Raw genomic sequence first — 19,989 nt, 5'->3', positions numbered from 1 at the left:
CCGTGAGGAGGCCTACTGAACGAGCGGCAAGCCGCCGTTTGTCGAGTCGGGCGCCTTAGCCATGGTCTCAAGCGCTTTCACAATGGCCGAATCGGCCTTAATCCCGCCTTGCGCGGCGCGCTCAACAAGGGCTTGCGCCACTTGCCGGGTAACGCCCGCTTCGCGCAGATACAGCATCGCATGCCGCCGGGCTTCGGCGATGGTCTGACCCATCGACAATTGCCGGTGGAAGTCTTCCAGCGCCAGCGCCAGAATTTCTTCCGTAACGGGCAGGTACGCGCTGGAGAGCATCACGCCGGGATCCGGGATACGAATCACCAGACGGAACAGCGTCGGGATTCTGTCCAGCGGACCGCGACGGTCCTCCTGGAAGAGGCCCAGCACGTCGTAGTCCGGCCCACGGGTCACACGAGGCTTGGGAGTCCCCCGTCCGCCGCCGGGAAGGGAGATCGGGTTGCACAAGGCCAACTCCACCGCGCTGAGACCCGACTCATCGCCGTCGCCGACGAGAATTCGGGTATTGCCCAGCAACTGGGAGCCCGGTCCCTGACGCACCGAGCGATTTCCCGCCAGCACGATGAGACCGTCGTTGAGATCGGGGGCAGGTCCGCCGAGCGTGCGAATTGTGCCATTATTAATGGCATCGCGGCCCGAGACCAGCAGCACAAGGCCGCCGTTGCCCTGATCGTTGCCGTTGGCCGACAGCAAGCCGCAATTGATGGCGCGTTTACCGCCATATTGCAGCAGATAGCCGCCATCGCCGCGAGCGCCGAAGACGTCGCCATCCACGAGCATCTGACCGTGATTGGCGTTCACGCCGCCCGCCTCGGAGAGAATAATCCCGCCGGTGGCATGCATGAAGAGGCTCAGCAGCGAAGGCGTTTCATCGGTATACGCCTCGTCATACGCCTCATCGCGCAGCAGATCATAGGGTCTGCGGCCGAAGAGGCCTGCGGCCATCGCCTTGATGGTTCCGGTATTGAGGATATCGCCGCACGTACGCAGGACGATTGTCCCTCCCGCCGCGTCGCCGTTGGCGTCAATATCGCCTTCGTTCACGATGCGCGCAGGCGTTTTGAGGATAATCGATCCGCCATGATCCGGCAGACTCCAGCCGGGATTGGTTGCAATGACGCTGGTATTAACGATACCGGCCAGAGAGCGACAACGACCGCCCGCCGCCAGCGTGATGCCGCCGCCGAGACCATCGCCAATCGCGCGCAGAACGTTATCGTTGCGAATCGCGCCGTAAACCGACAACAGGCTGAGGTGACCGCCCGCAATAGACGGATGCCAGTAGTCATTGGCGCGGCCCACGGTCCATCCGCCGGTCTCCGACGGATTTTCCAGATCACCCGCATTGAGAACCGTCAGCGTGTTCAGCGAATTGAACGCAGCAGGCCAGGAGAAGACCTCGCCATCGCCCCAACTGCGTCCCGACGGCTGATCCAGCGTCAGGGTTTCCGCTGTGGCGCTGCCGATGACCAGATTGCGGAACTGGCCGGGCCAATACCGGAAACCTTCATTCCAGAATCCGCCGCCGGCATAGTGCGTCAGCCAGCCGGGGGCCGACAGCGGGTTTTCAACCGTGCGGACCCTGGCGTCTTTCAAGCGCTCGCTGAGCAACGTCAGGTTGCCGAAACCGTCGTCGTCGACTGACAGAAGAATGGCATTCGGGCCGTTCAGCGCGAGTTCGTTCCGCTGAAGCTGCGCAATGCCATTGCCGCCGCTGGACGGAATCGCAGAAGCAGGCGTCCAGACAGCGATCTGCGTCACAGGCGCCGACGCGTCCGGCGTGGCAGGCGTGACGCCGACAGGGGCGCCGCTGGTGCGCGTTGCGTCGAGAAGCTTCCCGCTGAAGCCGAAGCCAATATAGTTAGAGAGCCCGCCTGACAGGGCCGAAGCGGACCAGTCATCGTCAATATTCAGGGAGATTTGCGCCTCACCGCCGCCACCGGCTCCGAACAAGGCCTTGGCCTTGGCGCTGCCATCATCGCCGGATGTACTATAGGCAATCGCGCGCGCTTTGCCCGAAGCGCCGCTGGTCGCGTTGGCGGTCGCATCGGCATCGCCATTGGCGCCGTGAGTCGCCTCAGCGATCGACTTGGCTTCGCTGAAGCCAAAGGCGCCGCTGGTGGCGTTGGCATCGGTGGTAATGTCATCGCCGCCGAATCCATGGGCTTCGGCCAGCGCGACGCCGTGAGCGCCGCTCAAAGCCTTGGCGCTGACATCCGCGTCATCGTCCGCGCCATTACCAGTGCTTCCCCACGCGTCAGCCTTGGCGAAACCGCCCTCACCGACAGTCGCAAGCGCATCGGATTTTTTGACGTCATTGTTCGCCGTCGCAAGCGCATGCGCCAGCGCAACGGCGTCGCGCCCGCCGAGAGCGGAAACGCGCAGGTCTTTCACCTCGTCGAAGGCTGTCACCTCGCCGCTCGCCTTGGCAAAACCCGCGTCGCCGACGGTCGCCGAAACAGCGGCTTTTTCAATGTCATCGCCCGCGTGCGCGGTGAGCGCAGCAAACGCTTTGCCGAACTGTCCGGCGTTGGATTTAACATCCGCCGTCACGTCGCCGCCCGCGCAAATCTGACCCTTTGCCAGCGATTGACCGTCCTGACCGCTGTTAGCGCTCACAGAAAAGTCGCTGACGTCGTGGCCGCTGCCTTCAGACGTATTCGCAAGGCCGGTCGCGATCGAAACGCCGTTCTGTCCGCTATTGGCGGTTGATTTCAGCTTACGGACATCATCGCCCGCCTCGCCGATCGCGTTGGACTCGGCATATCCATCTTGACCCGCATTGGCCGAAGCGTCTACAAAGGCATCGACAAACGCGATGGATTTGGCATTGGCGCGACTAAAGCCGCCTTGTCCGCTATTGGCCGTGGCCTTGGCGTCCGCATTGTCATTCAGACTCTTGGCCAGAGCATCTGCCAGCGAAACGCCCGAAGCGCCGGTATTGGCGGCGGCGTTGGCTTTGGCTGCGTAGAAGGACAGCGCATAGGCATTGGCAACAGAGCAGCCGCCCAGCGTCGTGAGCGCGCCCGCATTGGCGTTGGCCTTTTGTTCTTGAGAATAGGCAGTCGCCCGCGCATCGGCCTTCCCGAACTGCCCGGCGAGCGCATGACTGGTCGCGTTGGCGTCATCGCGCCCGATGGCGGATGTCAGGGCATTAGCGACGCCATAATCGCCCGCAAGGGCATTGGCCGTCGCATTGGGATCGCCGCCCAGCACGACGTCTTCTTGCGAAGCGAAGGCAATCGCGTCCGCCACGCCCTTAAAACCGCTGGTCGCGTTGGCAGTAGCGTCGCTCACTCCCCCGCTGGTCGCGTCGGCCTTGGCCAGCGCGCGCCCGGCGGCGCCTTGCGCGCCATTGTCGCTGTGATGAACTTGATCCGCGTCAAAAGTCGCCGGATTCGGCGCAACAATCAGCCCCGCTGCGCCGCCCTCGCCGCCAGCGCCTGCAATCGCATTGGCAGTGGCGCTAGCCGAGCGCTCGCCGCGCGCGGTGGCGATGGCTGTGGCGTCGCCGCCTTGCCCGCCTTCTCCGCCGTTGGCTTCCACACGACCGCCGCCGGTGGGGTTGCTATAGCCGCTCAGGACAATCAAGCCGCCATGGCCGCCCTGGCCGCCGACGCCGCCAATAGCGCTGGCGACCGCATTGGCCGCGATACCCGCGCTATAAGCGTTGGCGTAAGCGCCCGCGCCTTGACCGCCCGCGCCGCCGTTGGCCTGGATCACGCCGGAATTCACCAGCGAATCGTGATAACTAAAGGCGATGAGGCCGCCATTGCCGCCGGTCGCCGCCGTTGTCTCTTCGCTAGACGCAAAGGCTGACGCGTGGGCCGGACCGCTGGGGTTCTCAACGCTGACGAAATCCGAAAACGGACTCCCGCCGCCCGCGCCGCCATTGGCTTGAATCAGGCCGCCGTTATACACGCTGTGGCCTGCCGTGATGGCAATCGTCCCGCCATGGCCGCCGTCAGCCGTCGCGCCTTCGGATTCAGCAGATAGAAGGCCGTCGCCGCCATTGGCGTGAACCGCTCCATCATTGGCGACGTGACGCATCGCCGACAGAATAATGGTCCCGCCATCCTGCAAAGTATCGCCATCGGCGCTGACAAGCGCCTCAGAAGCGATTTTAATATCGCCATCGTGATTATTCACCAGCGTTTGTTGCCGTAAGGCGATAGCGTCACGCTCAGAGGCGGTAAAAATCGGCGATTTCTCCAGCACGCAATCCGTCAGGCAAGCGGGTTTCGTTGCGCCGCTGGCCACCAGGCGGATGGTTCCGCCGCTGGGCGCGCTATTCGGGCCGCCTTCCCCTTCATAAGCAATTCGCGCCGGGACGTCGACCACTTCCACGCCGTCTGCGCGCAGCACGCCTTCGAGGTTAATCAGCCCGCCTTCTATATTAATAATATTGGTGTCATAGGTGCCAATCACGCGACCCGACGTATCAACAATCGCCCCGCGCTGAATATCCACCGCGCCCGGCGAATGGATCGAGACGGATCCGCCATAGCCGCCCTCGCCGTTCTGGGCGAACCCGCGCGCATCAATGCGCGCTGTCGGACCCAGCAGCGCCGAACCGACGTTAAATTGTACGGCCCCGCCGTTTTTACCGTTGGCGAAAATGGCGCCGTTCTGATACAGCAAGGCAGAATCCACCGTAACGCGACCGCCATTGCCCGCATAGCCGCCTTTACTCATCAAGGCGCTGACGTTAATCGTCCCATCGAGGCGAACCGCTTGGCCCGGCGCATAGAAATGCAGCCAGCCGCCATTGCCGGTAGGGTTACCGGCTGCATCGGATTCCAACCCCGTCACCGTGACGCCGCTTTTGAGATACAGGCCTGTTCCACTGGTGTTGACAAACGTGGTTTTGTCGCCTGCCGTGTTGTAATACGTACCACCGGCCACGTTTTGGCCGTTGTTAATCGAATTGACCTCGCCGGGCGCGGCGAAGACGATAGGCGCGGCGGAGCTGACACTAATGCTAATGGCAAGCGCCAGAGACCCGAATAAGCGCGAAAAAGCTTTGGGATGCGGCTGATGCATGAGTCACCGTTCCTTTCTATGGAAGGTTTTTGATCACCTGACAACCTGAAAAATGCGGCGGATAGCGGCCTATTTGGCAACATTAGTATGCCAAAAATATATATCACCCGCTATTACCATGAATGAAACCCCTCTCCAAAAAAAAATTGTGTCTTGTCACGCCAAGTAAATAAAATTTCGTTACAAACTGCTGATAGGCTTCTGCTCAAAGTCTTTCTAATAGAAGTGGTTCACGACCCTCTCCCTTTTTTCCTCATATGTTGCGGGCGATACGCGATACTCGTCTGTCCATTCACGACGATGTCAGCGCGGAGAAAACGCCTGACGCCAAAATAAGCGGCCCCAGAATAAGCGCCGCACACGAAAAGACGCCGCCAAACGGGCTTGAAAATACAGGGACGTTGCCCCGCGCGCAGCAGAGCGAGCCGGGCGGGTGCTAAAATAGGAATCTGTTGACTCAAGAGAGATGTTCCGAGGCATGACGGTTCAGTTTGGCAGTTCGTCCGCTCCGCAAGAGCCGCGCGCCGCTGTGGACGACACGCAGGCCTCAACGCCCGTACGCAGCCGCCTGCTTCGCGCGCAGGAATCGCCGGAAGATGAGCGCCTGGAGCAGACCATCCGACCGCGCGCCCTTGATGAATACATCGGGCAAAGCGCCCTGAAAGAAACACTGCGCATTAGTCTGGAAGCCGCCCGGGGACGTAACGAACCCCTTGAGCACACCCTGTTTTACGGCCCCCCCGGCCTCGGAAAAACCACGCTTGCCATGGCGCTCGCCCATGAGATGGGCGCCGGGATTCTCATCACCTCCGCCCCTGCCCTGGAGAGGCCGCGCGACGTCATCGGCCTGCTCATGTCGCTCGAGCCGGGGCAAACGCTGTTTATCGATGAGATTCACCGCCTCAATAAAGTCGCCGAAGAGATCCTGTACCCGGCCATGGAAGATTTCATGCTGGATCGCACGATTGGCAAGGGCCAGGCAACCAAAATCCTGCGGGTGCCCCTGCCGCCGTTTACCTTGATGGGCGCCACCACCAAGGCCGGCTCCATTGCAGGCCCGCTGCGCGATCGTTTCGGCATGGCGTGGCGGCTTCAGTTCTACTCGCCTGAAGAACTCCAGCAGATTTTGACGCGTTCAGCCGGGATTCTGGGTATTGCGCTGTCGCCCTGCGGCGCGCGGGCCATCGCCTTACGAGCGCGCGGAACCCCGCGAATCGTCAATCGCCTGTTACGCCGCGTGCGCGATTACGCCGCCGTCAGCCGCTGCGACGCTATTGATAAAGCCTGCGCTGATGCTGCGCTGGATCTATTTGAAATTGACGCGCTGGGGCTCGATCCGACGGATCGCCAATTACTGTCAACGATGATTCAAGGCTTCGACGGCGGCCCCGTCGGGCTGGAAACTCTGGCCGCAGCTCTGGGCGAAGACGCCCGCACGCTGGAAGACGTCTGCGAGCCGTATCTCTTGCAAGCGGGACTCCTGCACCGAACGCCGCGCGGACGGATGGCGACCGCCGCAGCGCGCCGTCATCTGGGGTTTCCGCCCGCCCAGACGCCAGAATCTCCGCTGGTAACGCAGACCCGGCTTTGGGCAAACGCGCATGACGGATACGGGAGTGACAAAGACAATTAGCCAGAGTCTTAGAATCACTCGGCGCGTCTATCGACAAGCGTTGACGCTTGCGCTGATGCTCGCCTGTCTGCTCATCAGCGTCTCACGCGCGCAGCCGGAGCAAGACGATACGCTGCCAGGCGTTGGCGAAACCCTGAGCGGCGTGGTCCTCCACGCGCAGCGCATCCCCCCTGCGCAATTACGAAGCGAGCGCCCGGATTTGGCAGCGGCGCTGGGCCCGTCTGAATATCTGGAAACCGCCCGGGTCCGCATCGTACGCGGCGCTTTAGCGGGCGAGACGGTTAGCGTCGAGCGACTTGTCAATGCGCAAGCGCCGCCGCTGTCACCGGGCGCGCGCGTGACGCTCGAATACGAGATTCAGCCCAACCAGCCCGCCCGCATCCTCCTCAGCGACTACGAACGCGCGCCGGCCTTGTTCCTGCTTGCGGGCGTCCTGCTGATCCTCTTGATACTGACAGGCGGCAGCGCCAGCCTGTGGCTTCTGGGCGGCGCAGGCGCCCTCGCGCTGTTGACTCGGGAACACATGCTGAGCGCCCTTGAAACGCCGGGCGACGAGTGGCGCGCGCTGCTGATCGCTATCCTCGCCCTCTTCGCCATATTGGCAGGCGTCGCGAGACTCTGCGGCATGGGCTCTCCCCGCGCGCGCTTCCTGTATAGCCTCGGCGGCATCACGGCCATCCTCTCGGGGACAGCCGTTCTGGCGGCAGTTATGGCGTGGGCTCCGCTCAGCGGCGCCATGACGGAATCCATGATGAATTGGCCGCCCGCCAAAACCGGCGCACTCTATCTCTTAGCGGGATTATTCTGGAGCGCCGCGCTCGTCGCTCCTCTGAGCGCCTGTCATTGGCGACGTATTCAGCAACAGGAAGCTGATATCTCCTGGCTGCAAGCCCTGCGCCTGGGACGCTCCCCGCTGGCATCTACGCTGGGCGCGACATTTTTAATTGCAATGGCGCTGGTCACGCCGTTGACGCTGGTGTGGGGACAGACGCCGCAAAGCGCGCTGCTCAATCAGGAAGACGTCGTTGGCTGGATCAGCTGGATTTTAACCGCCATGATTGCCGCGTGCGTTTCATTACCAGTCACGGCGTGGGCGGCGCTGCGAGCGAAAGCGCATCAGCGTTCACAAGAGCCGCACGGGCAGGCCACACCTCAAACAGCGGCCTGAAGCGCCGCGTCTAACGTCGCATGTTCAAAAGCAAAACCGGCTTCCTGCAAGTGCGTTGGCTGTGCGCGGACGCTGGACAGCAATAGCGCATTACCAAACTCGCCCAATGCCAGCTTTAACGCCGGAGCCGGAACGGCGAAACGATTGGCGATTCCCGCCAACGGGCGCAGCCAGAAAACCCGACGACTCAAGGCCGTCGTAAAATCGCGATTGGAAACGGGCTGAGGGGCGACGACGTTCACAGGGCCGCGCAGTTCAGGCGTTTGCAGGGCGAATTGAATTGCCCGCGTGAGATCCGTCAGACTGACCCAACTCATATATTGAGCGCCGCGCCAGCCGAGCGGCCCCGCCACGCCCAAACGAAAGGCCGGCAGCATTTTGGCCAGCGCCCCGCCGCCGCGACCCAGCACCATGCCAAATCGCAGATTAACCAGCCGGACGCCCGAGGTCAGAACCGCCTGCGCTTCAGCTTCGTTGTCCATGCACGTTTGTGACAGGAAACGCCCGCCCCATTGCGGGTCTATCAAAGGCATCGGCGACACGCGCGGCTGGCGATCGACGGCGGCGGCTGGCGAACTAAGCTCAGTCAGCAATTCATCGCCGCGATGACCATAGTAGCCAATGGCCGACGCGTTGATAAACGTCTTGGGCTTGATGGGCAGCGACACGATGGTTTTGCCCAGCAATCGGGTCGCTTGCAGGCGACTGTTGCGAATGGCCGCCTTTTTCCCCTTGGTCCAGAGCCCAAACACGGACTCTCCCGCCAGATGAATCACAGCGTCAAGGGGGGCGTCCTCGGGGGCAAGACGGGCCAGCGCAGCCGCATCAATCTCGCCCGCCGCCGGATCCCAGCGAAGTTCAAGCTCATGGCGCGGCTCACGGCGCACGAGACGCAATATCGTATGGCCATCGCGTTCCAGCGCCTCGCAAAGCGCCTTGCCAACAAAGCCCGAGGAACCGCTCAGCAGGATTTTCATCGTGGGCGCAAGGCCTCCCTATTAAAAACGTGAGAACGCGGGAAAAGCCTATTCTAACGAGGAAACGCCTGCACGGCAACGCGCGCGCCACAGCGCATGACGCAAGTCTGGATTAGGACTTGACGCACGCATCGGGCGCGCGCATTTGGGCATCTGCCGCTATAATAAGGCTGAGAGAGTCGAACAGGATCAATCTGCCCGATGCAATGCCCTCAATGCGCCAGCGAATTGGGTCGCGCCCAGATACTATGCGACAGTTGCGGCGCGATCGTCACCGGCGCCGCGCAAGCGCGGCTCGATTACGAATCGCTCAGCGAAACGCCCGAGCCTGTCGACCTGCAACAAGGCTATTACGACCCCCCGCAGCCACTCGCAGCAACGTCCTCAGCCGCAGACATGTCGTCTTCCGGCAGTCCGATTGCGCCGCCGCCCCTGACGCTGGGAGGCCCGGCCATCGTGCCCGCCAGAGAAGCCCTTCCTTTTGCAGGAAATCCGGCAGGGAGCTTGCGCTCGACGTTTCCCGCCGCGCTGGGCGGCCTCGCCGCCGGGGCATCGGTCGATCCGGCCTCACCGACGCCGCCGCTCAATACCTTGCACTGGCTCTCAAAGCAGCCGTCCGCAGCCGCAACGCCGACAGAAACCCCGGCGCCGTCCGATATCGCCCAAAGCGCGCCGGATTCAGCGCCTTTACCGCAGCCGGCTGAAGATTTCTGGCCGCAACCGGGCGACGTTCGCGCGCAGCCAAGCGCCAAAGGGGTTGCCCAGTCGCTGGATTATCTGTTTCTACCGGAAGCGGCCCCGCAGCAGGCTGGCCCGACCTCTGTCGCGGACACGGCGCCCAATCCCCCGCCTCCTGTGGATGCGGCGGGCGGCTCGCGTTTTGGGGCGAGTCGCTTTGGCTTCACGGAGCCCCAGAACGACGCATCAGGCCTCGCGCCAGGCGCTCTGGCGGCCAGCGCGGCTGGGAAGCCGAAGCCGTTTCGCTCGCTCACCGCTTTGTTAATTCTAACCGTCATGATTCTCCCCGCCCCGGTTGCGCTGATTCTAGCCTGGACCAGCGATTGGCCCAGACGTCGTAAAATCCTCTTTACTGTGGCGAACGTGGGCTTTGCGCTGGCAATCGCCGTCGGCGCCGCTATCGCCGCGTTTTTGGCCTTATCCAGCCAGTAATCCTGCTCGCGACACGCACCGCGCGCAGGTAAAGCCGGGAATCTCCCCGAGCAGCCCCGCCGTTGAAAAACGCGCTCGTTGCCGCTAAAATGCCTGCAGATCGCTGGCAAAGGCGATATCGATAAAGGGAGATCCCTCTAGATGACCATGACAGACGCCTGTACGCCCCCCGTCGACGCTGAAGAAGTGCGGCAATTACCTTTACGCGGCCTGCTCGCCGGTAAAACCGGCCTGATTGTGGGCGCGGCGCACAAGTCGAGCATCGCCTGGGCGATTGCCCAAGCCTTGAGCGAAGCAGGCATGCGGCTGGCGTTTACGTACCAGGGCGAGCGGCTCGAAAAAAACGTGCGGGAATTAGCCGAGCCCTTACCCGGCTCGCTTATTTTGCCGCTCGATGTGACGCGCGACGAAGAACTCAACGAGGCTTTTTCGGCGATTAACGCCACGTTTGGCAAGCTCGACACGCTGGTGCATAGCGTGGCCTTCGCCAAAAAAGAAGACCTGACCGGATCGTTTGTCGAAACCTCGCGCGATGGCTTTCTGCTGGCGCATGACATCAGCGCCTATTCGCTGACGGCGATGGCCCATCGCGCCGTGCCGCTGTTTGAGAAAGCGGGCGGCGGCAGCATTATCACCCTGAGTTATCTGGGCGGCGAGCGCGTCGTGGAGAATTACAACGTGATGGGCGTCGCCAAGGCTTCTCTGGAAATGAGCGTGCGGTATCTCGCCAGCGATTTGGGCCCTCAGAACGTGCGGGTCAACGCTATCTCCGCCGGGCCGATTAAAACGCTGGCCGCGCGCGGCATTTCAGGATTTTCAAAAATTCTGGACCATATGGAAGCGCGCACGCCGATGCGCCGCAACGTGGAAGCCGCCGAAGTCGGCGACACGGCGCTGTTTTTAGCGAGCCACCTGTCGCGCGGCATTACCGGCGAAGTGATTCACGTGGACGCCGGTTTTCACGCCGTCGCATACTAGGGTCAGCGCAAGCGACGCAATCAGGCTTTCGTCAGCTTTGCCGTATCGGCGTCCAGCAGGCGCTTGCCCACGTCGTCGAACATTACTTTCAGCGTCACGCGCCCTTCCATTGGAATGATTTTTTCAATGACGCCCGCCCCATACTGCGCGTGCGTCACGCGATCGCCTGGCTGGAATCCTGATTTTTCGCGCGCCTTTAACACCTCGGGCTGGGTATTCTGATACACCGGCGCAGGTTCCGGCGCAGCGGCAACGGCGGGCGCGCTGACCTCCGGCGCGGGTGCGCTTCCAACGGCAGGCATTGGCGACGGCGGGGGTTGCGGCGGCGATTTCGGCGCGCGAGGCGTTACCGGAGCAGCGGCGGCGGAAACGCCGTGAGCGACGAGGCCAGATTCTCCCAACGATTCGACCCGAGTCGGCGCAACCGGCTCAAAGTCAGGCTCAAAGTCAAAAGCCCAGTCTTCCATCCCATCGCTCGCGCCTGCGCCCTCGGCTGTGGCGGGAAATAAAGCGTCCAGGTCTGAGGCATGATCAGAATGAGAAACGTGATGGGCCGTCACAGGGCTTTGCGTAGCAGCCAGAGCCGAAGCCGGCGGCGGGTAGAGGTCTTCCAGCGACAGGCTGACCAGGGACTTTTCGGGAGAAGCCGTCTCAGAAGGCGGTCCCTGCAAGGCGGGAGCCGGAGCCGGAGCAGGCGCAGGCGGTTCCAGGGAAATGAGCGGCTCGTCCAGAATATCCGGCGCGGGCTCATCGACAAACGCATCCAGCGGCGGCAGATCGATTGGTGATTCAGAAGCCCAAACGTGTGCCGAGGGGGCGTCAGCGATCGCGTCGGGCGCAGGCGTCTGCGCGCCAAGTGCGGGCGACGATAAAGAAGGGGCGACAACGCGTTCCTGCGCTGGGGCGTCCGTCTCGCTATCGGCGTCCGTCTCTGCCGCAGCAGACGCCTCCCCTTGGGCAGGCGAGGTCACCGGTGGCTGAAGCCAGTCGGACTCCGTCTCAAATTCAGAAATCGCCGGGCTTTGCAGCATCACCGACGCGTCGTCTTCGGCGATAGCGCCGGCAGTCAGCGGCATTTCCGGGAAAGGGGCGAAATGGGCCGCTTCCGTCGGCGGCGGCGACGCGCTGTCATCCTGAGCCGATTCGGCAGGACGCATCGCCTGCGGCGCGCCCAGAATCGTTGTCACGGGCAGGTTTCCGCTCACGCGGCCACAAATGGTCACATCCTGCTGTTCGCCCGCGCCGCGCATCAACGCAATCAGACGCGAATCCGGCAACACGGCGTACGATCCGCCGGGCGCATGACCGGAAAGCGCCGCCACCCCATGACCGCGCATTTTTTCGAACTGTTGCAGCCAGGCCGATAGAAACGAAGGCTCCAGCAAGCCTTCTGGCTCAATAAGAATAGGAAAAACGCTGATATCGGCCTGTCTCAGGAGCGCCTGGCACACGTAGCGGTAAAAGACGCCGCGCCACGGCTCCTGAAGCGACGATAAATCCAGGATGGTCACCGGCGCAGGCGGCAGCGCATCCAGCAAAAACATCTCCTCGGGCCGATCCGCAAAGACGCGGTTCTGGTGAATGCCATACAGGGCATGCAGCAGCGGCAGCTTTGCCGGTGAATCCCAATACCGCTTGGGGCTGAGCAGATATTGAAAGGGAATAAAATCCAGGGTCAAGGGCATGCCCTTCACCAGCACATGCAGGGCTTCCATGCGAAAGGCAGGCGGCAGCGCCGCTTCCATCGCCGCCAGAAACGTACTCATGCCAAGCGCCTGAAGCGACAGACGCACGTCTTGCCCCGCCGCCACGCGCGGAAAATCCGTTTCGTGCGCCAGCAGCCCGCACGGGTCGACAATCAGCGCCGGGCGCGCCTGCGGGTTCGATACGCTGACGGCCAACGCAAACGCTTTCAACAGCGCGCGCCGCGACGCGGGCGAATCTCCTTCCAGCACGCCTAGCGTTCCCAGTCGGTCCAGATCCCCGACCACGCCGCCCGCCAGACTCAGCGGCGCGGTAATCGGCGCCAGCAGCGTTTGCGCCGCGCGCGCGACATCAACAGACGCCAGCGGCGTCAGCGTACGCGCGTTCATGGACGGCAGGCCCGCCAGCATTTTGATAGTCAGACGAACCCCGCCCGCCCGAACGCCGCCAGCAGAAGACGACACAGGCAGCGCCTCCACAATGGTCACCTGTCCGTAAGCGGGCGCTGGACCATCGAGGCGCACCAATTGCCCGGGAGACAAATCGCTGGGAGATGTCACATCCACCCAGAACTCATTCTGGGCGGCTTTCAGGGGGGTCATGGCAAGCGCGGAAACGGGCAAAACAGGCCTCTCCTGTATCACAGGATTCTGTCGAATAACGCCTTTGCGCTATCTGCGCAAGGCATGCGTCTATTGTAACGTCAAATTCGCCGGAATGGGGAGCGCGCGCGGCAATCCCCCTGCCCGTTCGTTATAATAAGCGCAAAAGGAGACGCCGATGGCAGGCTACCGCGCCGACCCGAAATCGCCCAACCTGTTGGACGCTCTGGCCGAGCGCAATCGTCGCGCCCCGCTTGCGGAGTTGTTGCGTCCCAAAACGCTGGAGGCGTTCCTCGGGCAAAGCGCCGTGATGGGAGACGCGTCGCCCCTGCGCAATCTGTATGCCTCAGGCGAACTCACTTCGTTGTTATTCTGGGGACCGCCGGGCGTGGGAAAAACCACTCTGGCCCGCCTGATCGCCAAGCGCTCGGACGCGCGTTTCGCCGAACTCAGCGCAGTGAACAGCGGTGTGAAGGAATTACGCGAAACCATCGCCGAAGCCCTCGACGCCCTCAAGACCTCGGGCCGGCCCACCGTGGTATTTATCGACGAGATTCACCGCTACAGCAAAACCCAGCAGGACGCCATTCTGCCGCATGTTGAAAATGGCGTCATCACGCTGATGGGCGCCACGACGGAGAATCCGTCGTTTCAGGTCATCGCCCCGCTGCTGTCGCGCGTGTTGGTGATTCGTCTCGATGCGCTGACCCGCGCCGATATTCTCGCCCTGATTGCGCGCGGCGTCGCGTTTTTGCGCGAGAAAGGCCCCGCCGTCCATCTGGACGAGCAGGCGGCGGGTTTTCTGGCGGATTACGCCAATGGCGACGGACGCAGCGCGCTGACGCTGCTTGAGATTGCGGTTAAATCGGCTCCTGTCTCGCCAGACGGCGCCAGACAGGTCAGTATTGAGCATCTGGAGCGGCTCGCGCGACAAAACCGGCTGAACTACGATCGACAGGGCGATGAGCATTACGATCACGCTTCGGCGTATCAGAAAAGCATGCGCGGCGGCGACGCGGACGCCGCCCTCTACTGGCTCGCCAAAATGATTGCCGCAGGCGAAGACCCGCGCTTTATTGCGCGCCGTCTGGTGGTCACTGCGAGCGAAGACGTCGGGCTCGCGCGTCCAACCGCTCTGGTGGTCGCCAATGCCGCCGCAGAAGCCGTCGAGCGGCTAGGTCTGCCGGAAGGCCGCATCCCGCTTGCCATGGCGACGGCCTATGTGGCCCGCGCGCCGAAATCCAACCACGCGTATCGCGCCATCGACGCCGCGCTTGCCGATATTCAGCAGCGGGGCAAGGCGTATCCGGTGCCGCCGCATCTGAGAGACGCGCATTATCCGGGCGCCGCCCAACATGGCCATGGCGAGGGGTACGTGTACACGCACGATCATCCGGATCAGGCGCAAACGTTTCTGCCCGAAGCGCTCATTGGCGCGCGCTATCTTGACCCCGACGCCCCGCGCTAGGCCCCCTGTCGCCGGTTAAGACAACGGGCCTGCCTGCTAAAAATCCCTCCCCTCTCACGAGGGGTCTCATTAAGAAGAGGGAAGGGATTGAAATAACTGGAAACCCGCCGGGTTATTGTTGATCGGTCACCACCAGCAAGTGCCAGCCGAACTGGGTTTTAATGGGTTCGGACAATTCGCCGACAGGCTGCGAGAAGGCCGCCTGATCGAATTCCGGCACCATTTGACCCCGGCCAAAAAACCCCAAATCGCCGCCCTGTTTGCCAGACGGACATTTGGATACGCGCTCGGCGACGCTGGCAAAACTGGCGCCGTCCTGGATTTCCTGACGCAGTTGCCGGGCTTCTTCTTCACTCGCTACCAGCAAATGGCTGGCGCGAACTTTCGTAGCGGTAGGCATAACGGGTATCTCCTCTCAAACGATAACCGACGCGCGGGAGGCGTCGAGCGCCTTATGGTGTCACGCTCGCGCGCGCGACGCAAGCGCCTGCCTGCATCGGTCCTAGCCGTGCGCCCACTGCTTGATGTGCAGAAACAGCGTCGTCAAAAAGCCCGAAAACAGGAACGTCAGCGGAATCGTCAGCACCCAGGCCCAGACGATATTCCCCACCACGCCCCAGCGCACCGCCGACAGCCGCTTGGTGGCCCCCACCCCCATAATGGCCGATGAGATCACGTGCGTGGTACTCAGCGGCAGACCAAAATGAGAGGCGCTCATAATAATCCCGGCGGCAGTGGTTTCGGCGGCAAAACCATGAATCGGCTGAAGCTTGATCATTTTACTGCCCAGCGTTCGAATAATGCGCCAGCCGCCGTTCAGCGTCCCTGCGCCCATCGCCAGCGCGCAGGAGAGGATCACCCACAGGGGCACTTCAAACTGCTGGCTGGGATAGTACGTCACGAGCGCCAGCGCAATAATACCCATGGATTTCTGCGCGTCATTATGGCCGTGGCTCAGCGCCATCACGCCCGCCGATACAATCTGAAGCTTGCCGAAGACCCGGTTGATGTTATGCACCGACACGCGATAGACCACCCACGTGAGCAGGGCCATCACGATAAAGCCCACCGTGATGCCGACCACCGGGGCCAGAAACATCGGATAAATGACTTTTTCCAGGACTTTGGACCAATACACCAGATTGAGCCCGCGCCAGTCCGGCAGCGAGAAACAGACCGCGCCCATCAACGAGCCAATCAGCGCGTGAGAAGAGCTCGTCGGCAGCCCCAGGCGCCAGGTGATAAGATTCCAGACAATCGCGCCAATCAGCGCAAACAGCACCAGCTCCATCGACACCGCTTTGGCTTCCACCAGCCCCTTGCCGATGGTAGCCGCGACCTCGGTGCCAAGCAAGGCGCCCAGCAGGTTGAAGACAGCGCCAAATATCACCGCCGAGCGGGGCGATAGAACGCGCGTCGAAACCACGGTCGCAATGGCGTTGGCGGCGTCATGAAAGCCGTTAATAAAGTCAAAGGCCAGCGCCAACACCACAATGAGCGCCAGCATAAAGGGAAAGGCATCCATCGCCGTCAGTCTCGTCTCCCGTCAGTGTGGGTGTCTTGGGCTCTGCGTATCTCAGCTATGCTTCAGGACAATCTGTAACGCCACGTTGGCGCAGTCGCGGTAATAGTCGGTCACTTCTTCGAGCATCTCGTAAATATCCTTGCGCAGAATCAATTCGCGCGTATCAGAGATACTCCAGAATAAATCGGCGATAAGTCGCCCCAGTAAATGATCGCCGCGATCTTCGAGTTCGTGGAGCGTGGCGACGCGTTCGTTCATTTCGTTGAGTTTGCGATTATTGTTGAGAATGCCGATAACGGCTTTCAGCGCTTCGTTTTGCTGCGAGATAATGTCCACCAGACTCGTGAAATCGCCGTTAAAAGGCTGCAAGCGATGAACAATCATCCGCTCCTGAATTTTGTCGGCGATTTTCGGGATTTTATACAACGTATGGCCAAAGGCCTGAATATCTTCGCGGTCGAACGGCGTAATAAACGTCCGGCAAATTTCGCTGGTCATATTGTAGTAACAGCGCTTGGCCTTGGCCTTGATTTCAGACATCGACTGCCCAATCTGGACAATGGCCATGGGGTCGTCGTCGCGCACGATGCGATTCAACTGCTCGACGCTCTGGTAGGCAAAGCCTGCCAGCTCTTCCATCATGTGATAAAACTTTTCTTCCTTGGGCAAAAGGCTCATGGCTTGCGACAACCCCATTTTACGGAACCCGTCAGGGCTCACTGTAAATCAGTTGGCAACCCGCGTAAAACAAAGCGTCATGGGTTGTTTCGAGATGTAACGCGGGGCGACGTCTTCTCAGGCAAGCGTCTCACGGTTTTATGACGATTGAATGACGCCTCTTGCCGCACGCGCATCAAAAATCGCGGGCCGGGTTTTATGCAGGAGAGGGAGTATCTGGTTATATCAGCGTCAGCCGACGTTCGCGTCGCGCGTAGACGCAGGGAGCGGGATTTGAGCATCACGATACATTCGCTACAGCAGGGGCTGCATCAGATTCGCTTGCCGGAAGCGGCACAGGCATTGACAGGAGCGCGTCAAACAACCAGCCACGCGCTGGCGGGCAACGCCGATACGTTCGCTTCGCCGCTGCAAGCCGTGAAGACCCAATTCAAGCTCTTAAAGCCCTCAAAAGAAGCAAATGGCGCAAAAATCATCGTTTCGTCCAGACTCGACGCCAAAGGCGCCGCGCGGAAGCTGCGTCAAGCGAATCACGTCGTGGCGGGCGACTTGTACGGCAACCCCGTCAAGCTGCTGGATACGCTCATCGCCAGCGGTCATGTGACGATCAGCGCCGAGAACGCATTCGCCTTCAAGCAAGCGCTCACCAATGTCGAGCGTCTGCTGAAAAAGAATTGCGACGTGTCGCGCCATGAGGCCAAACGCGAACTCAAAAAAATCCAGCAGATTATCGACGACGAGATGAAATGGGCCAACCCCGAGCGGCGTCTGACACTGGCAGGCGATACAATCGGCGACAAGGCCGCCATGGCCGATCGCCCTATCGTTTCGCTGTGCAATCGCTTTAGCAATCACATTGACGTCGTGGCGTCCAATCACGATTTCGACGTGCTGCGCTTGCTGGCCGATCGGCAGTTCACCGCGCGCAAGGCGCTTAAAAGCGAGGGCCCGGGCAAGAATTCACTCGCCCAGTCGCTGCATCTCACCCCAAAGGAAGACATCCCCAGATGGCAACGACAATACGCGCGCTACCTCTCCAATCAAAAGCTGATTCACCTGACGCCTGACGGACGCGGCGGCCATACGCTCATCACCCATGCGCCGATCACCAGCGATCATATGCGCGATCTCGTACGCTTTATGCGCCAGGGCGGCTACTGGCAGGGGCGTCACACGGATCTCACGCCGCAAACCCTGCCGGAATTTGCGAAGGCGGCCAATGCGCTGTATCAGGACTTCACGCGCTACCGGCTCAAGGATGTTTTCTCCAGAAAAGAGCCGCCCCTGAGCGCCGAACGCATCGCCTTTTTTGAGAGCCGGCTCCCGAGCCGCTTTCTGGAAAAATCCCGGACGCTGGGATCTCTGGACGACGCCAACGCAACCCTGGGCAATGCCTTCAGTCAGTTTTTGACCAATCACGGCAAAACAGGATTCTTAACGCTGCGGCAATCCAACGCCAAAGCCAGCGCCGCGCCGTTAGCGCATGCGGGCGTGAGCGGCCATGTGTTCGGGCATGTTCACGAAGCGCTCGCCAGCGTCGGGGCGTCCCAGACAGGTCCGTTTACCCGGGTATGCCTCGATAACGGTTCGGGGCTTGACCCCGCAAAAGCCATCGCCCTGTGGGTTCAGTAACGCCGCAGGGCGTCGTCAGAGGCGTATCGCGCAAGGCCCCAGAGCCAGACCCTGTCTTCCTGATTTAATCAGGCTGATGCAATCAGGACTTCGGCGCAACCGCTTCGGCGTCTTCTTTAACCGCAGGCGCAACGGCGTTCTGCAACAGATTACGGCTTTGAATGGCCTTGATTGATTTGCCGCTCAGGCGCTCTTCCATCGCAGAAATAGCCACCTCAAGCTGTTTGTCTTTCTTGGCCTTGATATCGTCTTCTTTGAGTTCAACGACGATATCGGGCACAATGCCGTTCTTGTTGATATCCGTATCGTTTGGCGTCAAATAGCGCTGCGTCGTAATATTGACGCCCGCATCGCCGGGCAGTGGGTTGATTTCCTGCACCAGGCCCTTACCAAACGACGTCTGCCCCACCAGAATCGCGCGATTATTATCGCGCAGCGCGCCGCTGAGGATTTCGCTGGCGCTGGCGCTGCCCTTGTCGATGAGGACCACCAGAGGCTTATCGGTGAGCTGGCGGGCGGTGGCGGGGCTTACTTTTTTGTAGCCGTCGCGGTCGACCGTGCTGACAATCGCGCCCCCGTCGAGAAAGAAATCGGCGATGCTGATGGCGTTAGACAACAGGCCGCCGGGATTGGAGCGCAGATCAATGATATAGCCTTTTTTATCGCTGACGGCCTTCAGCGCATTGCGCATTTCGAAGGCGGCGTTAGCGCTGAGAAAGGTTGAAATCTTGATATAGCCAATATTGGCAGGAATCGGCGTCTCAAAGGGCGGCTTGTCGCTGACGGCTTTGAGTTTGATTTCGTCGCGCATCACCTCATACACGGTATCCGGCTTGTCTTTGCGCCGAATCAGCAAGTGCACCTTACTGCCCTTTTCGCCGCGAATGAGATCGGCGGCGTCTTTCACGTCCATGCCTTTGGCCTGCACGTCTTCAATTTTGAGAATTTCGTCGTCAGCCATCAGGCCCGCGCGCGCCGCCGGGGTATCTTCGATCGGCGCAATAATGACCAGCTTCTCATCCCGATTGCCAATCTGGATGCCGATGCCAAAGAGCGTGGCCTGGATCGAGCGGCCTTCTTCGGCGAACTCATCAGGCGTCAGAAAACGCGTATACCGATCGTTAAGACTCGCCAGCATGGTTTCGATGGCGACAAAGGCGTCGTCGTTGGTTTTAATGACGTCGTCGTAGCGATTGCGCCAGATGTTCCAGTCCTGCCCGTTCTTGGAGCCATCGACAAAGCGCGTGTTAATCAGCTTCCACACGTCGTCGTACAGCGTCGCCGGCGCATAGGCCCAGACCGGGGCCGCAGAAGCGCCGATCGCCAGCGCGATTGTCAGGGCGCAGGAAACAGACCATTGAGTCAGTCGCGTTTTCATGAAAAAGACGAACGCCTC

At 61.2% G+C, this 19,989-nt stretch carries 13 protein-coding genes; 6 read left to right on the top strand and 7 right to left on the bottom strand.

The genetic code is table 11. The features are described from left to right. Window positions 1-12: 12 nt before the first annotated feature. Complete coding sequence (locus tag IPK79_09215; GenBank protein MBK8190611.1) at window positions 13-5,058, bottom strand: hypothetical protein; 5,046 nt, start codon at window positions 5,056-5,058, stop codon at window positions 13-15. Between the two features lie 478 nt (window positions 5,059-5,536). Between IPK79_09215 and ruvB the strand changes: the two genes are divergently transcribed. Together ruvB and IPK79_09205 are read left to right on the top strand one after the other, a co-directional pair. Next, window positions 5,537-6,691, top strand: a complete 1,155-nt coding sequence (gene ruvB / locus IPK79_09210; protein MBK8190610.1) for a Holliday junction branch migration DNA helicase RuvB — start codon at window positions 5,537-5,539, stop codon at window positions 6,689-6,691. Next, window positions 6,675-7,859, top strand: coding sequence for a hypothetical protein (locus IPK79_09205; GenBank protein MBK8190609.1), 1,185 nt, complete (start codon window positions 6,675-6,677; stop codon window positions 7,857-7,859). Before ruvB ends, IPK79_09205 begins: the two co-directional genes overlap by 17 nt. Here IPK79_09205 and IPK79_09200 read toward each other — a convergent pair. Continuing rightward, on the bottom strand, window positions 7,844-8,836 hold the full coding sequence (locus tag IPK79_09200) for a DUF1731 domain-containing protein (GenBank protein MBK8190608.1): 993 nt from the start codon (window positions 8,834-8,836) through the stop codon (window positions 7,844-7,846). The two genes, IPK79_09205 and IPK79_09200, sit on opposite strands and share 16 nt — an antisense overlap. Window positions 8,837-9,037: 201 nt before the next feature. Between IPK79_09200 and IPK79_09195 the strand changes: the two genes are divergently transcribed. Together IPK79_09195 and IPK79_09190 are read left to right on the top strand one after the other, a co-directional pair. Then, window positions 9,038-10,006: a hypothetical protein gene (locus IPK79_09195; protein MBK8190607.1), complete on the top strand. Its 969-nt coding sequence runs from the start codon at window positions 9,038-9,040 to the stop codon at window positions 10,004-10,006. Window positions 10,007-10,153: 147 nt separating this feature from the next. Then, window positions 10,154-10,984 (top strand): enoyl-ACP reductase, encoded by an 831-nt coding sequence (locus tag IPK79_09190; GenBank protein ID MBK8190606.1) that lies wholly within the window; start codon window positions 10,154-10,156, stop codon window positions 10,982-10,984. Between the two features lie 20 nt (window positions 10,985-11,004). Here IPK79_09190 and IPK79_09185 read toward each other — a convergent pair whose 3' ends face one another. Then, complete coding sequence (locus IPK79_09185) at window positions 11,005-13,311, bottom strand: hypothetical protein (GenBank protein MBK8190605.1); 2,307 nt, start codon at window positions 13,309-13,311, stop codon at window positions 11,005-11,007. Window positions 13,312-13,468: 157 nt separating this feature from the next. Here IPK79_09185 and IPK79_09180 point away from each other — a divergent pair, with 157 nt between their 5' ends. Beyond that, window positions 13,469-14,758, top strand: a complete 1,290-nt coding sequence (locus IPK79_09180; protein ID MBK8190604.1) for a replication-associated recombination protein A — start codon at window positions 13,469-13,471, stop codon at window positions 14,756-14,758. A 112-nt stretch (window positions 14,759-14,870) separates the two neighbouring features. Here the strand turns inward: IPK79_09180 and IPK79_09175 are convergent, their stop codons facing one another. From IPK79_09175 to IPK79_09165, 3 genes are all read right to left on the bottom strand, one after another. After that, window positions 14,871-15,158 (bottom strand): peptidylprolyl isomerase, encoded by a 288-nt coding sequence (locus tag IPK79_09175; GenBank protein ID MBK8190603.1) that lies wholly within the window; start codon window positions 15,156-15,158, stop codon window positions 14,871-14,873. A 102-nt stretch (window positions 15,159-15,260) separates the two neighbouring features. After that, window positions 15,261-16,283 (bottom strand): inorganic phosphate transporter, encoded by a 1,023-nt coding sequence (locus IPK79_09170; protein MBK8190602.1) that lies wholly within the window; start codon window positions 16,281-16,283, stop codon window positions 15,261-15,263. Between the two features lie 51 nt (window positions 16,284-16,334). Continuing rightward, entirely contained in the window at window positions 16,335-16,961 is a 627-nt protein-coding gene (locus tag IPK79_09165) for a DUF47 family protein (GenBank protein MBK8190601.1), read from the bottom strand. 273 nt (window positions 16,962-17,234) lie between these two features. Here IPK79_09165 and IPK79_09160 point away from each other — a divergent pair, with 273 nt between their 5' ends. Continuing rightward, a complete protein-coding gene (locus IPK79_09160; GenBank protein MBK8190600.1) occupies window positions 17,235-18,593 on the top strand; it encodes a hypothetical protein in 1,359 nt (452 codons plus the stop codon). A gap of 82 nt (window positions 18,594-18,675) precedes the next feature. Here IPK79_09160 and IPK79_09155 read toward each other — a convergent pair whose 3' ends face one another. Then, window positions 18,676-19,971, bottom strand: coding sequence for a PDZ domain-containing protein (locus IPK79_09155; protein MBK8190599.1), 1,296 nt, complete (start codon window positions 19,969-19,971; stop codon window positions 18,676-18,678). Window positions 19,972-19,989 lie beyond the last annotated feature (18 nt).

The sequence above is a fragment of the Vampirovibrionales bacterium genome, from assembly GCA_016712355.1.
Classification (GTDB): domain Bacteria; phylum Cyanobacteriota; class Vampirovibrionia; order Vampirovibrionales; family Vampirovibrionaceae; genus JADJRF01.
Note: the sequence above shows the minus strand (reverse complement) of the source record. Positions and strands in the feature narration are given on the sequence as shown.